A 15,531-nucleotide genomic window follows, 5' to 3' on the forward strand; every position below is an offset into this window, starting at 1 on the left:
GCGCTCACGCCTCGGGTACGCGCCAGCCGCGCGCGCCGGGGAGCGCGAGCGCCTCCCGTGGACCCCAGGAGCCCCTGGCGTACGGCAGCGGGCGCGGCGGATCCCGCAGGACGGGGGCGCAGACCTGCCAGAGCCGTTCGATCTCGGCGGCTCCGGTGAACAGGGTCTGGTCGCCGTGGAGCGCGTCGAGCAGCAGCCGCTCGTACGCCTCCAGAGGCCGGGCCCGTGCGAACACCTCGTCGAAGCCGGCCTCCATGGCGGCCCGGCCCACGCGCATCCGGGTGCCCGGCACCTTCGCCCGCACTTCGAGGCGCACCGCCGGCTCGTCCGTCAGCTCGAAGACCAGCTCGTCGGGGAGGTCGGCGCCGTGCCCTGCGGCGAACAGGGCCGCCCTGGGCGGCCGGTGGAAGCCGACCGTCACCACCCGCCGTGTCGCGCCGAGGCACTTCCCGGTCCGCAGCAGGAAGGGCACGCCCCGCCAGCGCCAGTTGTCGACCCACAGGCGCAGGGCGACGAAGGTCTCGACGCGGGAGCCCGGGTCGACGCCCTCCTCGTCGCGGTAGCCCTCGTACTGCCCGAAGACGGTCTCTGCCGGGTCGAGGGGACGCATGGCGCGGTACAGCTTGTACTTCTCCGCCCGCAGGTCGCTCGCGTCGAGCGCGGCAGGCGGTTCGAGGGCGGTGAAGCCGAGGAGCTGGCACAGGTGGGTGGAGATCATGTCGCGGAAGGTGCCGGTGGACTCCATGAAGGAGGCGCGCCCCTCGATCCCGATCCCCTCGGGGACGTCGATCTGCACGTACGCGATGTGGTCGCGGTTCCAGAGCGGTTCGAGCAGGCCGCCGGCGAAGCGCATGGCGAGGATGTTCTGCACGGCCTCCTTGCCGAGGAAGTGGTCGATCCGGAAGACGCGGTCCTCGGCGAAGACCTCGTGCACGGCCGCGTTGAGGGCGCGGGCGCTCTCCTCGTCCTCGCCGAACGGCTTCTCCAGGACGACCGAGGCTCCCCCGGCGATGCCCGTGCGGCCCAGCATGCCGATCATGGGGCGCATCGCGGCGGGCGGCACGGACAGGTAGACCAGGGTCCTCGTCCCCTCCCCCAGCTCCTTCTGCCGCTCCCGCACGGCGGCGGCGAGGTCGTCGCCGTCCTTTGCCGACGAGGCGCGGAAGGCCAGCCGCGCGGCGAAGTCCCGGTAGGCGGCGTCGTCGAAGGCGTCCCCCGCGTGCTCGCGCAGGGCGTCCCCCACCAGGGCGCGGAAGTCGTCGTCCGAGCCGGGCGCGTGCCGGCCCGAGCCGACGACCGCGAAGCGTCCTGGCAGCAGGCCGTGCCGGTGGAGCCGGTACAGGCCGGGGAAGAGTTTGCGGCGCGCGAGGTCGCCGGTGGCTCCGAAGACCACGAGGACGCAGGGCTCGTCGGGGGCGTGCAGGGACGCGTCGGCAGTGGACATGGGCTTCGCTCACTCTCCCTGGGGGCGCTGTACCCGGCGGGTGCTCACGGGCCGCGGCGGCAAACCGGGCACGCCGGGACGGACAGGGCCTAGGGGGTCAGCGTCGCGAGCAGCAGGGCCACGTCGTCCTCCTGCGCGCGGCTGTCGGCGACCGCCCCGACGATGTGGCGGGCGAGCGCCGCGGGGTCTGCGGGCCCCGCGCGCAGGGCGTCACGCACCCGGCGGATCCCGGTGTCGATGCTCCGCCCGCGCGACTCCAGCAGGCCGTCGGTGCACAGCAGCAGCGTCTCGCGCGGCCTGAGGCGGTGGCGGGTGGTCGGGAACGGCACGCTCCCCGCGGGGCCCTGCACGCCGAGGGGCAGGCCCCCGTCGGCTTCGAGCTGCGCGACGTGCCCGTCCGCGTACCGCACGAACGGCGGGGGGTGGCCCGCCCGGGCCGTGAGGATCTCCCCGGTGGCCACGGCGACCGTGACGTACACGCAGGTGGCGAGGCGTTCGGTGTCGAGTTCCGCGAGGTAGGAGGAGGCGCGGGCCAGCACGGCGGACGGCGGGTGCCCCTCGGAGGCGTAGGCGCGCAGTGCGGTGCGCAGCTGCCCCATGACGGCCGAGGCGTCGATGTCGTGGCCCTCCACGTCCCCGACGACGAGGCCGATGCCGCCGTCGGGCAGTGGCACCACGTCGTACCAGTCGCCACCCACCTCCTGGCTGTTGCTCGACGGCTGGTAGTGGACGGCGGTGGCAAGCCCGTCGACCTGCGGGATGTGGGCGGGCAGCATGGCGCGCTGGAGCCCCACGGCGACGGCGTGCTCCTGGTCGTACAGGCGCGCGCGCTGGAGGGACTGGGCGACGGCGGCGCCGGTGGCGAGCAGCAGGTCGCGGTCGAGCGTGGTGAAGCTGGTGCGCCCCTCGTAGAGCACGGTCAGGGCGCCGGTCGGGTGCCCCTGTGCCACCAGCGGTGTGACGGCGACGGAGGTGACCTCGGTGCGCTCGATGTGGGGCCACAGGGCCGGGTACCGGGCGGCGACGTCCTGCCGCCGCACGAACAGGGGCTGCTGCGTCCGCACGGCCTGCGCGACGGGCAGGGCGTCCTGGATGTCCGTGGTCTCGAAGTTCCCGAACAGGTGGAGCGGCAGCCCCTTGGTGACGAGGAGGTGGCTGCTGTCCTCGGCGAAGGTGGTCAGCGCGAGGCCTGCGGCGCCCACGGCGTCCAGGGTCTCGTCCGCGGTCAGGGAGGAGAAGACGTCCTCGAAGGTCAGGGCGTCGGCCAGGGCCGCGGTCGTCGCCTGGACGACATCGCTGTGGCTGCGGCGTACGGTGTCGGCGGTGGCCTGGTCCATGGCGCCCTGGAGCTCCCCCGAGGCGTCCCTGAGGACCCCGACGACCTTTCCCGCGGCCCCCGTGCCGTCCCTGATGACCTGCACCTGGGCGTGGGCCCACCGGTGCTCGTGGCGCGGCGGGCAGCACGCCCTGAAGTGGAAGCTCAGCCCGGACCTGCGGCCTCCCGGGCCGACCACGGCCCGCCTGAGGCCGGACATCTCCCGGGGCACCACCCGCCTGGCGAGCGTCAGCACGTCCCCGTCGAACTCCTCGGGCGTCAGGCCGAACAGCGCGAGCGCCCCCGGGTGCATGAAGACGCCGCCGGAGCGGACGTCCCACAGGAACGCCCCCATCCCGCCGCGCGCCATCGCCCCCGGCAGCTCCGCGCGCAGCTCCGCCTCCAGCTCGCTGGACGGCACGAGCCGACGGGACCGGTGGGACCGCAGGTCGTGCATGGGCGCCTCCACACCACCACGAGATATCCCGTTTTGACGCTTTCACCACTTTACGCCCGTCTCGCCGGGGCTCTCCGGCGCGTGGCGTGACGGGGCGTGGCCCCTCGCGCCACCGCCGTACACGGGCGCGCGCGACCGGTGCCGTCCCGTGCGCGGCGCGTCACCCCGCGCCGCCGGTCCTCACCGGGCGCGGGGCGCACCACGGCCGGACTGCGCGTCCAGCCGGTCGAGCAGCCGCAGCACGGCACCGCGCCGGTCGCTCCCTGGCGGCAGGGTGCCGAGCAGGTCGCGCAGGCCCGCCACGAGCCCCAGGGTGACGCGCTCGGGACCGGCCGCCTCCACCACGCGGCCGACCGCCTCGAGGCCCCAGTACAGGAGGAAGGGCAGCGGCTCGCGCAGCACCGCGGCGGGCAGCCACTCCACCATGGCGGCCTCGGGCCGCGCGTTGGCCAGGGCGATCCCGGCGAGCCGTGTCCCGGGGTCCCGCGATCCCAGCAGCTCCCGCGCGTCGGCGCCCGCCATGCGCGGGGTCCAGCGCAGCAGGTTGGCGAAGATGCGCTCCTGCTCCGCGGTGCGGGCGGGCCCGCCGGGCGCGGAGGCGCGCAGCGCCGTGTACCGCCGGGCCAGCCCGGCCACGACCCGTGTCGCGGTGTCCCCGGCGGCGGGCGCGGACGCCCCGGGGCGGAGCGCGCCGGGGACGCCCTGTCCTGGGGCGGCGTGGTCGGCGTGCGGAATGGTCGGTTCTGGGGTGCTCTCCCCGTCGGCCGCCGGAAGCGGGCCGGGGGCCCCTGGGCCGGACCCGGTCGGACCGGACACCCTCGGGCCGGGGCCCACCGGGCCCGGATCGGCCGAGCCGGGGCCGGCCGGGCGGTCAGCGGGGCCGGGCTCGGCGTCCGCGCTCTCCTGGTCCGGGCGGCCGGGTGCCGGCCGGTCCTGGCCGTCCCGGTGCACCGGCTTGCGACGCGCGGGAACGAGGGGGTCTGCGTCGCCCCGCGGCTCAGCCCCTTGCTCCGCCCGGTCCCGATCACCGCGCTCGGAGGCCGCGGGGTCCTGTCCCGCCGGGCCCGTGGGGTACGCGGCGCCGTACCCGCCGCCCGCGTACGCGGGATCCTGACCGCCGCGGCCCTCCCGGCCGGGCCCGGCCGCGTCAGGCTCCGGGCTGCCGCCGCCGGACCGCTCGGACGGCGCGGGCCACGCATGGGCACCGGCGTCCGTGCCGTAGGAGCCGGCCGGCGGGCCGTAGGGGTCCGCGCCGGGGCCCTGGGGCTCGCGCGGCACCCCGAACGGGCCCGGCGGCACGCCGTACGGCTCGGGGTAAGCCCCGTACGGACCGGCATCCGCGCCGTACGGACCCGGGGCAGCGCCGTACGCACCGGCGTCGGCCCCGTACGGGCCGGAGCCGGTCGCCCCGTACGCACCGGAGTCGGCCCCGTACGGGCCGAGGGCCGCGCCGTCCGGGCCGGTGAGGCCCGCGAACACCACCCGGGTGGTGGCGGCGAGGCCCTCCATCTCGTGGCCGAGCCGGGCCCCGCGCTCCTGCGCGGCCCGCGCGAGCTCTCCGGTGTCGCGCATCTGCTCCTCCAGGTTCTGGAGGTCGCGGAAGGTCACCGAGGCGCCGCCGGGCAGGGTGATGGTGGAGAAGATCCCGCCGAGCCAGGGGGCGGCAGCGGCGGCGAGCAGCACGGCGGTCACCGCGTCCACCCGCAGGTCGGGCCAGAGGGCATGGGCGACGGCGGCCAGCAGGGCGAGCGACGAGACACAGACGCCCGCCACCCCGACACGGCGCAGCGCCGTGCCCCGTGCCGCCCCGGGCGCGCGCCCGTCCCGGCCGAGCGGTCCACCCGTCCCCCGTGTGCCGCCCATGGCACCTCCCCCGTCGCAACGCCTCAGCCGTACGCACACCAGCCTGTCAGACGGCGGCAGTTGGACCGCCACGGGCCACACAGGGAAAAATGCTATAGCGCTAATCCAATTAGCGCTATAGCATTCTCGCGACGCCGGAAGGAGACCACCCATGGACCTCTCGGGGGTCTTCGACGACCTGGTGCGCCTGGAGACCGACCTGTGGAACACCCTCGACGCCGAACTGCGGCGGGAGACCGGTGTACCGCTCGGCAGCCTCGAAGTGCTGCGGGTCGTCGCCCGTACGGACTCCTGCCGGGTGGGCGACATCGCGGCCGCCCTGTCGATCACCATCGGGGGTGCGAGCCAGGCCGTCGACCGGCTGGCGCGGCGGGAGCTGTGCCGCAGGCGCCCGCACCCGGCCGACCGCCGCTCCACGGTCGTCGAGCTGACGCCCGCGGGCCTCGGCCTCACCGCTTCCGCGGGCCGGGTCTTCACCGGGGCCCTGTCGTCCCTGCTCGCCGACGCGCTGCCCGAGGCGGAGTTCGAGCGCCTCGGCGCCGCGCTCGCCGCGCTGCGGGCCGCCGTGTCCGCCGCGGCTCGCTGACCGCACACCCGTACCCCCTCCCACACCCACACACCCCCACACCATCAGAGTTCCGCCGCAAGGGAGTTGTCATGGCCGACCGCCGCACCCAGGCCAGGTCCGTGCGCCTTGAGCGCTACGGGGACCGCGATGTCCTCGACGTCGTCGACACGCCGGTGCCGCGCCCCGCGCCCGGCGAGGTGCTCGTCGAGGTCAGGGCCGCGGGCATCAACCCGGGAGAGGTCTCCCTCCGCACCGGGGCCCTGCACGGGATGTTCCCCATGGACTTCCCGTTCGGCCAGGGCAGCGACCTCGCCGGGGTCGTCGCCGAGGTGGGTGAGGGCGTCACCGGTTTCGCGGCGGGCGACGAGGTGCTCGGGTACTCCTGGCAGCGGTCGAGCCACGCCACCCACACCGTGGTCCCGGCCGCCCAACTGGTCCGCAAGCCGCAGGAGCTGAGCTGGGAGGTGGCGGGCAGCCTGTACGTCGCGGGGTCCACCGCGTGGGCCGCCGTCGAGGCGGTCGGCCCGGTGGAGGGCAGGACCGTCGCCGTTTCGGCGGCGGCCGGCGGCGTCGGCGCCATCGCCGTCCAGCTGCTCGCGCTGCGCGGTGCCCGCGTCCTCGGCATCGCGTCCCCCGCCAACGCCGCCTGGCTCAGCGCCCACGGAGCGGTCCCGGTGGCGTACGGCGACCGCATCGCCGACGATCTCGTCGCCGCCGCATCCGATGCGGCGGCCGGGAAGCCGGGCCACCTCGACGCGTTCATCGACCTGTTCGGACCCGAGTACGTACAACTCGCCCTCGATCTGGGCGTACCGGCCGACCGGATCGTGACCGTCATCTCCTTCGCGAAGGCCGCGGCGACCGGTGCCCGTGTGACGGGCAGCGCCGAGGCGTCGTCCGCCGAGGTCCTCGCCGAGCTGGCCGGGCTCGCGGCGGGCGGCAGGATCGAGATCCCGGTGGCGGCCACCTACCCGCTGGAACGGGTACGGGACGCCTTCGCCGAACTCGAACAGCGCCACACCCGCGGCAAGATCGTGCTGCTGCCCGGCGGACAGCAGCCCTGACCGGACACACCTGATCCGGCGGCCGGACGGCGGGCGCGGTCCGATTGTCAGTGGCGGCTCCTAGCATCGGCCGTGCCGCAGTCGATCACGGAGTGTCAGGAGCAGAGCATGACCGCAGTACCGGAGGCGCTCGCCTTCCGCACGGAGCGCCGACTGCCCCAAGGACGCGAATGGGTCGCGGACCGCGGGGTGTTGGTGGTGTTCGCGCCGGGCGAGCCGGTCGAGCTCGCCCAGCTCGGCTGGCGGGACCGGGACGGGGCCGAGGCCACCGTGGAGTTCGACCGGGAGACGGGCGGTTTCCTCGGTGTGCGGCTCGCCGCCGACGGCACCTCGTACGCCTGGCGCGGCCACCGCGAGGACGACCCGCCGCAGCGCGCCCCGCACCGCCTGCACGCCCTGCGGCCCGAGGATGAGGGCGAGTTGGTGCTGCTGGTGGAGGACGGCGGCGCGCCGGTGGTGCGCGTCTCCTGGACGGACACGTCAGGGGGCGGCGGCTGCGTCACCCTGCGGGGCGAGCCCCTCACCTCGGGCGAACTGACCGGCCGGGTGCGGGCGGTGGCGGCGAGCGGCGAGCACACGGCGGCGGGCGAGGTCGCGGAGAACGTGCTGGACGACACCTCGGCCAAGTGGCTCACGCGCCGGCGCAGGGAAGGCGATCTGCTCGACTTCACCCTGGCCGAGCCGGTCCGCGTCCGGCACTACGCGCTGGCCTCGGCCAACGACGCGCCGGACCGCGACCCCCGCTCGTGGGTCCTCAAGGGGTCCGCGGACGGCCTGACATGGACCGCGCTCGACAAGCGGGCCGAGGAGTCCTTCCCCGGCAGGCACCAGGAGCGCGGCTTCGACGTGACCTCGCGCGCGGGCGACGCGGCGTACCGGCACTTCCGGCTGGAGATCGTCGCGAACTGGGGCTCGCCGCACACCCAGCTCTCCCGGTTCCGCCTGTTCGCCGAGCCGCCGGCCCCGGACTCCTTCGCAGGCCAGCGGCGGCGGGCCGGCCGGCCGCCCGTGCCGTACGAGGGCACCGCAGAGCGCCCCGGCCCCGCGCTCACCACGGTCGAGCAGTGGCGCGCCTACCTCACCGAGTACAGCGCGGACATGCTGCGGGTCGCCGAGGAGGGCGAGATGGACGAGGTCACGCCCGAGCAGCGGGCCGCGTCCTGGCTCGGCGGCCCCGGCGCCTCCGAGGAGCGGATCGCGGCCCTGGAGGAGCGCCTCGGCACCCCGCTGCCGCCGAGCTACCGCTCGTTCCTCGCCGCGTCGGACGGCTGGGGCCAGATCAGCCTGTTCATGTGGGAGCTGCGGGGCACCGACTCCGTCGCCCTGCTGCGGGACGCGGAGCCCGGGACGTGGGAGATCGTCCGCGGCGATGACGACGACGAGTGGGAGGAGGACCGGGCGCTGATGGACCGTGCGGTGCTGGTCTCCGCCTACGGCGACGCCCAGTACTGGCTGCTCGACCCGGGTGACGTCTCCCCCGACGGCGAGTGGGCCGCGTACGTGTGGGCCAGCTGGTATCCCGGGCTCGGCGAGCGGTACGCGTCGTTCGCGGCGCTGGTGGCGAGCGAGCGGGAGTCGTTCGAGGAGATACGGGGGAAGGAGGGCCGTCCGGTGCGCCCCGACGGCGCGGATGAACTCCTGGCGCAGGGCAGGGACTTGGCGCTGCGCGGCGAGGTGGATGCCGCGCTGGCCGCGTTCGGGCGCGCCGCGGAGAAGGGGTCGGGCGCCGCCTCCTATCTCAAGGTGGTCCTCTCGGCGTTCCTCGGCAGCAGGTCGACCCACCACGAGCTGCGCGGTGTGCTGCACCACGGCCATGTGGTGGAGGCGATCGGCGAGGAGCAGATCAGGGCGGAGGCGGTGCCGCTGCTGCTGCGGTCGGCGGAACAGGACCGGCCGGGCTCCGCCGGCCTCTCTGCGCGCTTCCTCGCCGACGCCCTGCCCGGGCTCCCCGGGCTCCCGGTCGATGCCGCGGACGACGCGATCATCCCCGCGTGGGAGGCGTGGGCCGCCGCGTACGACGCTCCGCCGCTGCCCGAGCCGCCGGCCTTCGAGGCCGCCCTCGAAGCGGCGCGCCGTCTCGCGCTGAGCGGGCGGACGGACGAGGCGTGGGCGGTCGTCGAGGAGGCGCTGCCCGGGTGGCGGCCGCTGTCGCAGCACCGGGTCGCGCCGGCCGTGCTGCTCACCGACCCGGTGCTGCGGCCGGTGCTGACGCCGCGCCGCGCGCGGGCCGTGGTGTGCACACCGCGGGGCGCGCAGCCGGCGTGACCCGGACGGGCCAGGGCTCCGACACCGCCTCACATGTTCACTTACATGAACAAGCGTGGGCCCCGCCGCATACGCCGCCGGAGCTCGCGCCGCAGCGCCGCCGTCCGTCCCGCACGCCCGCACATCGCCGCAACCGCCCTGCCCAACCGGCTGCATGAGGATCCGCGGTGCGCGATTCGTTGACGCGAAAAGGGGGCCGTGCTATTCAGATCAGACCCCCATTGGACTGGACCTGATTCATGTAGGTGAACAATGAGCGTCGGAAGGGCCCCACAATGAAACACCACTCCAAGCTCCTCACCGCCGCCGCTGCGGCCGGCGTCGCCGTCGCGCTCGGGCTGGGCGGTACGGCCGACGCCGCCAACCCCGGCGTCGCCCCCGGCGGGAACTTCAACCTCTCGGTCTGGGAGCTCCAGGAACCGGTCGGCGACCCGGGATCGCCCACCACCGTCCCCTCGTCCCGGCTCCAGGGAGCGAACGGCTTCCAGGACTCGTACTTCTACACCGACACACGTGACGGCGCGATGACCTTCTGGGCCCCGGAGAAGGGCGTCACCACCCCCAACTCGAACTACGCGCGCTCCGAACTGCGCGAGATGAACCCGGACGGCAGCGCGGCGAACTGGTCGCTCAGCGGCAGCCACAAGCTGAGCGCCACGCTGCGCGTGGTGTCCGTGACCTCCAACGTCTGCGTCGGACAGATACACCTGGGCACGGGCGGCTCCTCCACCAAGCCGCTGATCGAGCTGTACTACCACGCGAACGGCGACATCGTCGCCGGCACCGAGAACTCGCCCTCCGGCGGCCAGACACTGCACACGGTCGGCCATGTGTCGATCGGCAAGACATGGACGTACTCGATCGGCGTCTCCGGCGGCCACACCATCGACCTGACGGTCAACGGCAGCACCACGCACTACGCCATCCCGTCGTCCTTCGACCCCTACAAGCAGTACTTCAAGGCGGGTTCCTACAACCAGTCCTCCTCGAACAGCACCACCAACGGCGCCCGGGTCGCCTTCTACGGCCTGACCGTCTCGCACAGCTGAGTGCCCGCGGCGGCAGGGACGGCACGGCCCCGCCCGTACGGCCCCTGCCGCGTGCCGGGCGTCAGCCCTGCTTGCGCCAGACGGAGACGTGCTTCTCAAAGTCCTGGGTGAACGGCCGTCCGTCCCCGTCCCCGAGGCGGCGCTCCAGGGCGAGCCCGGCGAGCCGCGCCCCTGTCGACGCGTTTCCCGGCGCCCGTCCTGCGGGCGTCGCGGAAGGGGCCCGCTGCCCGCCGCGTCGTCGGCCCCTGGCGGAGGCCGCCGCGGGAAGGGGCCCCGGCGCGGCCCGCCGGTGCGCCGTGGAGGGCCACGGGTGTCGGCGGCCACGGGCCCGTGCGGGCCTTTGGGTAGGATGGCACGACCCACGAACACCGTCCGGCGGAGGCCCCTGTGACCAGATCGACGCGGCCGTCCGCCCCCGATCGCGGCGACCAGGCCGACATCCAGGCAGTCAGCCGGGTCAGCCAGATCCTCTCGCTGTTCGACACGGCCACCCCCGAGGTGACCGCAGCCGGGGTCGCGGAGCGGCTCGGACTCAACCGCACCACCGCTTACCGCTACTGCACCTCGCTCGTCGCGGCCGGCCTCCTGGAGCGCGGCCGCGAGGGCGGTTACGTCCCGGGCGGCCTGCTGCTCCAGCTCGGCGCGCACGCCATCGGCCACCGCCGCGTTCTCAACCTCGCGCCCCACCACATGCAGGCGCTCTCGCGCGCCACGCGCAGCAGCGTGGTGCTCAGCCTGTGGGGGCTGACCGGCCCCGTGGTCTCCCGGGTCGAGGAGGACATCTCGTCGGTCGTCATCGTCTCGGTGCGGGTCGGCAGCCACTTGCCGCTCGACACGGCCCAGAGCAAGATCTTCCTCGCCTACCACGCCGACCAGCTGTCCATGGAGCGGCTCATGGCCAACCTGCCGGGGGCGGCCCGCGAGGAGCTGCGCGCCGCCGTCGAGCGGGTGCGCGCCGTCGGCCACTGCTCGGCGATGAGCACCCCCGGCGTCGTCGCGGCGGCGGCGCCCGTCTTCGACGAGTACGGCATCTGCGCCAGCATCGCGGTGGTGGGCCCCGACAACACCCTGTCGATGTCCGACGACGCCCCCGAGCTGCGCGCCATCACCGACACGGCGCGGGAGCTCACCCACGAGCTCGGCGGCCACTACCGGCCGGACGACCTGGACCGGCAGGCGGGCTGACCCGTTGCGCGCAGCCGTGTGCGCGGGCCCCGGGGCCCGCGCACACGGGGGAGAGTCGTGCGCCGCCGTCAGGACAGTGCGGGGATCGTACGGTCGTCGGCCATGTCGACGTCCTTCGTCTCGGGCCCGATGAAGCCGCCGACGCCGATCAGCACGCCGGCCAGCGCGAGCAGGACGGCCGGGGCCAGATGCGCCGGCATCACGCCGTCGAACTGCTGAAGGTAGAACTGGTAGAAAGCGGGCGCGATCAGCGCGAGGCTGTACCCGACGCCGTACCCGGTGGAACGCACGCTCGACGGGAACCGCTCGGTGAGGTAGGCCGCTATCGGCCCGAACGTGCCGATCGTGAAGACACCGATCAGGACGCCCCAGCCGAGCGCGGCGCCGAGCCCGCCGCCCGAAGTCATCAGCAGGGTGTAGGAACCGGTGCCGATCACCACGACCGCGGCCCCGTAGCCGATGTAGAACCGCCGCCGCCCGATGCGCTGCGAGAGCAGACCGAAGAGGGGGAAGGCCACGGTGGCGCAGCCGTTCATCACGAGCATGGCCAGGGTCACCTGCTGGCTCGTCAGCTGCAGGTGCGACTTCAGCTGGGCGGGGGTGACGGCGGTCTCCACATTGGTGGCCAGCCAGGTGCCGGTCATCAGCACGAAGACCTGCCCGAGCGCCCTCGGGTACTTCACCAGCAGCCGCAGGAAGGGCAGCTTGTGCCGCTGGCCGGTCGTCTCGGGCGGCGGCTCGTGGACCTGGGTGAGGTAGTAGCGGAACAGCAGGGCCGCGAGCACCGCGCCGATCAGGAAGGGCACCCGCCACCCCCACTGCACATAGGCGCCGTGCAGGTTCCCCGAGTCCATCAGCTGGAGCATCAGCAGGGTGATCGCGGCGATCACGACGTAGGCGAGAGGGGAGGTCGCCGTGATGAGGGAGGCGTAGAGGCCGCGCTTGTGCCGCGGGCTCCACTCCATCGCGAGCGGCACGGCGGTGGTGTACTCGCCGCCGAGGAAGATGCCGTCGACGAACCGCAGGGCGACCAGCAGGCCGATCGACCAGGTGCCGATCGTCTCGTGCCCTGGCAGGCAGGCGATGAGCAGTGTGGTGACACCGAACCCGCCCACCGCGACGAGCGTGGTGTGTTTGCGTCCGACGGTGTCCGCGAAGTGGCCGAACACCACCGCGCCGAGGGGGCGGCCGATCAGCGTCGAGGCGAAGACGAGGGAGGAGAGCAGGGCGGTCGTGCTCGCGCTCAGCCCCGCCGACTGGAAGTAGATCATCGCGGGCGCCAGGACGATGATCGGCAGGTAGATGTCGTACTGGTCGACGAAATAGGCGAGCGTTCCGCCGCGGACGGCGGCGCGCGTCTTGGCGGCGTCGGGCCCGTGCGGGGGCCGTGGGCCTGTCTCGTCCTCAGCCGCCGGATGCGGCTGCATGGCGGGGGGCGGTGCGGACATCGTCGTCCTCCGAGGTGAGCGGTCGGCTACGCGCAGCTCGCGGGCCACCACACACGGTCGAGCGCGAACCACCTGTTCACAAAGCGAACCGTGGCCACGGTAAGGGCGGCTTTCTTTCGGCACAAGACTCCGGACAGGGTTGACATCGGGTCTCATACTGAACGCATACTTCATAATCCGAACGCCGGATGAGTCCCTGGATCGGAGTCCCATGAAGCCGAGCCCCGCCCTCGCCTCTGTCCTCGACGGCCTGGTGGACATGCACGTCCACTCGGGCCCCAGCCCGTTCCCCCGCCGCTTCGACCATGTCGACGCCGCGCAGGACGGCGCCCGTATCGGCATGCGCGCCATGGTCGCCAAGTCCCACCACCACAACACCCAGATGGACATCCTGGCGATGAAGGACCGCTTCACCGGCGTCGCCGCGACCGCCTACGGGGGCATTGCCCTCAACAGCACCGTCGGCGGCCTCAACGTGCACGCCGTACGCATGTGCCTGCGCATGGGCGGCAAGATCGTCTGGTTCCCCACCATCTCCTCGGGCCGGCACCTGGAGTGCCACCCCGAGGACGGGTCGTTCCCCACCACCACGGTGCCGCTGACGCTGGAGCGGATCGACATCGTCGACGACCGCGGTGAGCTCAAGCCCGAAGTGGGTCTCATACTCGACGAGATCAAGGAGAGGGAGGCCGTCGTCAACGGCGGGCACATGTACCCGGAGTACATCCGCACCCTGTTCCAGGCCGCCAAGGAACGCGGAATCACGCGCATGGCCGTCAGCCACCCCGACTTCGTCATCGGCGCCGAGCCCGGCCTCTGCCGCGAACTCGTGGGCCTCGGCGCGTACATCGAGCACGAGGCTGCCATGTACGACCCCGAGGGCCCCGAACGGTGGGACGTGCGGCAGCTGCTGGACTGGATCGAGACCATCGGCCCCGAACACACCGTCCTCGCCTCCGACCTCGGCCAGGCCTCCAACCCCAAGCCGGTGGACGCCTGGCTGCGGGTCGCGGGCGCACTGCTCGATCTCGGCCTGCCCGAGAAGGACCTGCGCCGCATGGTCCGCGACAACCCGTCCTACCTGCTCGGCCTCGACAGCTGACCGGCCGCCCCGCCCCCACCAGCACCGCACCCGAAGGGACCCACCACCGTGTACGCCAAGGACGACCCGCGCTCCTCGCTCGTGTCGGCGACAGCGACCGCGCCCCTGCCGGACGCCGGTACCGCGATCGCCGCCGCCCAGTACTTCGACCTCCCCGCCCTCGCCCCGCGGGACGGCGCCTCCTCCGACGCCCGTACGGCCGTCGTCCGCGCCCAGAACGTCGTGCTGGTGCACACCGAGGCGCACACCGGCGACCGCCTCGACAACGGGACACTCGACGGCGAGTGCGCCGTGGTGGCCACCGACGACTCCCCCGCCTTCTCCGTGCACACCGACGACGGCGAGACGCGCATCGACGAGGCCGGGCTGGTGGTGGTGGTGCCCGGCGCCTCCCGGATCACCGTGCACGGCGACGGCCCGCTCGTCCGTCTGATCGAGGCGGGCGAGCCGGCGTGGCGCGAGCGCGCGGCCAACGCCGTGGCCTACGCGCAGGACCACCCGCGCGTCGCGCCGCTGCGCCGCTGGCCCGAGCCGGCCGGCGGGCGGGCCGTCAGGTTCTATCCGCTCTCCGCCGTGCCGGACGACCCGCAGCGGTTCGGCCGGATCTTCCGCACGCGCTCCTTCATGGTGAACTTCCTGCCCCCGCAGGACGGTCCGCGCGACCCGACCCGGCTCTCGCCGCACACCCACGACGACTTCGAGCAGCTGTCGCTCGCGGTGCGCGGCACGTACGTCCACCACATCCGCACGCCCTGGCTGGGCGACAGCACCGGCTGGCGCGACGACGAGCACGTACGTCTGGGGAGCCCCTCCCTCGCAATCATCCCGCCGCCCACCGTCCACACCTCGGCGGCCGAGGACCCCGGCGTGAACCAGCTGATCGACATCTTCAGCCCGCCGCGGGCCGACTTCTCCGCCAAACCCGGCTGGGTGCTCAACTCCGACGACTACCCGATGCCGTGAGCGCGCCACGACGCACCGGCGCCGGGCTGTTCGCCGCCGACCGTGCACACACTCCCCTCGGCACCTGGCTGAAGATCGCATCGAGCGAACCGGTCGAGATCATGGCGTACGCCGGTTTCGACTTCGTCGTCATCGACCTGGAACACGCGCCCCTCGACCTGCAGACGGCGTACCGGCTGATCAACTCGGCGGCCGCGCTGGGCATGGTGCCGCTGGTACGGGTGCCCGACACCACGGCGTCGACCGTCCAGAAGGTCCTCGACGCGGGCGCCATGGGCATCCTCGTGCCGCATGTCGACACGGTCGAGCAGGCCGCCGCCGTCGGACGGGCCTGCCGGTTCCCGCCCTACGGCGTGCGCGGCGCGGGCGGCACCAGCCGGGCCGGCGCCTGGGGACTGCGCCCGGACGCCGACTACCGCGCCACCGGCAACGACGACGTGCTGTGCATCCCGCAGTTGGAGAGCGCGGAGGCCATCAGGTCGGCGCCGGAGATCCTCGCCCTCGACTGCGTCGACGCGGTGTTCGTCGGCGCCGCCGACCTCTCGCTCTCCCTGGGCACGACACCCGCGTCGGCCGAGGTGCTCGCGATGATCGGCTCGGCGGCCGAGGCCGCGCACGCCGTGGGCAAGCGGCTCGGGCTCGCCTTCGGCGGCGTGCCCGAGCGGGCCGCCCACGCGGTGCGCGAGGGCTGCGACTTCGTCCTGCTCGGCAACGACACCTCGATGCTGGCCGGGGCCGCCCACGGGCTGGTCACGGCGTTCCGGAAGGCCGAGGCCCACTGATGCGCACGACACCGCCGCCCGCACGT

General features: G+C 73.9%; 12 protein-coding genes and 1 pseudogene. 8 read left to right on the forward strand and 5 right to left on the reverse strand.

Annotation, left to right across the window (positions count from 1 at the left end):
• Positions 1-4: 4 nt before the first annotated feature.
• From zwf to AB0910_RS01190, 3 genes are all read right to left on the reverse strand, one after another.
• On the reverse strand, positions 5-1,444 hold the full coding sequence (gene zwf / locus AB0910_RS01180; protein ID WP_366742378.1) for a glucose-6-phosphate dehydrogenase: 1,440 nt from the start codon (positions 1,442-1,444) through the stop codon (positions 5-7).
• An 89-nt stretch (positions 1,445-1,533) separates the two neighbouring features.
• Complete coding sequence (locus AB0910_RS01185) at positions 1,534-3,216, reverse strand: SpoIIE family protein phosphatase (RefSeq protein WP_366742379.1); 1,683 nt, start codon at positions 3,214-3,216, stop codon at positions 1,534-1,536.
• 180 nt (positions 3,217-3,396) lie between these two features.
• Positions 3,397-5,079 (reverse strand): hypothetical protein, encoded by a 1,683-nt coding sequence (locus AB0910_RS01190; RefSeq protein WP_366742380.1) that lies wholly within the window; start codon positions 5,077-5,079, stop codon positions 3,397-3,399.
• 151 nt (positions 5,080-5,230) lie between these two features.
• Between AB0910_RS01190 and AB0910_RS01195 the strand changes: the two genes are divergently transcribed.
• The 4 genes from AB0910_RS01195 to AB0910_RS01210 all read left to right on the forward strand — a co-directional run bounded on the left by AB0910_RS01195 (position 5,231) and on the right by AB0910_RS01210 (position 10,025).
• Positions 5,231-5,665 carry a MarR family winged helix-turn-helix transcriptional regulator gene (locus AB0910_RS01195; RefSeq protein ID WP_366742381.1) on the forward strand — a complete coding sequence of 145 codons (435 nt, stop codon included), beginning with the start codon at positions 5,231-5,233 and terminating at the stop codon, positions 5,663-5,665.
• A gap of 71 nt (positions 5,666-5,736) precedes the next feature.
• On the forward strand, positions 5,737-6,711 hold the full coding sequence (locus AB0910_RS01200; protein WP_366742382.1) for an NADP-dependent oxidoreductase: 975 nt from the start codon (positions 5,737-5,739) through the stop codon (positions 6,709-6,711).
• A gap of 108 nt (positions 6,712-6,819) precedes the next feature.
• The gene (locus AB0910_RS01205; RefSeq protein WP_366742383.1) at positions 6,820-8,976 is read left to right on the forward strand and encodes an SMI1/KNR4 family protein; all 2,157 of its coding nucleotides are present in this window, start codon (positions 6,820-6,822) and stop codon (positions 8,974-8,976) included.
• Between the two features lie 275 nt (positions 8,977-9,251).
• A complete protein-coding gene (locus AB0910_RS01210; protein ID WP_366742384.1) occupies positions 9,252-10,025 on the forward strand; it encodes a polysaccharide lyase family 7 protein in 774 nt (257 codons plus the stop codon).
• A gap of 61 nt (positions 10,026-10,086) precedes the next feature.
• On the opposite strand, the pseudogene AB0910_RS01215 reads toward AB0910_RS01210, so the two are convergent.
• Positions 10,087-10,194: pseudogene (locus AB0910_RS01215) on the reverse strand (SAM-dependent methyltransferase); the annotation flags it as partial.
• 218 nt (positions 10,195-10,412) lie between these two features.
• Here AB0910_RS01215 and AB0910_RS01220 point away from each other — a divergent pair.
• Positions 10,413-11,210, forward strand: a complete 798-nt coding sequence (locus tag AB0910_RS01220) for a helix-turn-helix domain-containing protein (protein ID WP_366742385.1) — start codon at positions 10,413-10,415, stop codon at positions 11,208-11,210.
• A 68-nt stretch (positions 11,211-11,278) separates the two neighbouring features.
• Here the strand turns inward: AB0910_RS01220 and AB0910_RS01225 are convergent, their stop codons facing one another.
• Positions 11,279-12,658: an MFS transporter gene (locus AB0910_RS01225; RefSeq protein WP_366742386.1), complete on the reverse strand. Its 1,380-nt coding sequence runs from the start codon at positions 12,656-12,658 to the stop codon at positions 11,279-11,281.
• Positions 12,659-12,869: 211 nt separating this feature from the next.
• Here AB0910_RS01225 and AB0910_RS01230 point away from each other — a divergent pair, with 211 nt between their 5' ends.
• Genes AB0910_RS01230 through AB0910_RS01240 form a run of 3 tightly spaced genes read left to right on the forward strand, consistent with a single transcriptional unit; the run spans position 12,870 to position 15,505 of the window.
• Positions 12,870-13,760, forward strand: a complete 891-nt coding sequence (locus tag AB0910_RS01230) for a DUF6282 family protein (RefSeq protein WP_366742387.1) — start codon at positions 12,870-12,872, stop codon at positions 13,758-13,760.
• A 48-nt stretch (positions 13,761-13,808) separates the two neighbouring features.
• Complete coding sequence (locus AB0910_RS01235; RefSeq protein WP_366742388.1) at positions 13,809-14,723, forward strand: hypothetical protein; 915 nt, start codon at positions 13,809-13,811, stop codon at positions 14,721-14,723.
• Positions 14,720-15,505, forward strand: coding sequence for an aldolase/citrate lyase family protein (locus AB0910_RS01240; RefSeq protein WP_366742389.1), 786 nt, complete (start codon positions 14,720-14,722; stop codon positions 15,503-15,505). The genes AB0910_RS01235 and AB0910_RS01240 overlap by 4 nt, the downstream gene beginning before the upstream one ends.
• Positions 15,506-15,531: the final 26 nt, after the last annotated feature.

The organism is Streptomyces sp. NPDC047002 (assembly GCF_040704505.1).
Lineage (GTDB): Bacteria > Actinomycetota > Actinomycetes > Streptomycetales > Streptomycetaceae > Streptomyces.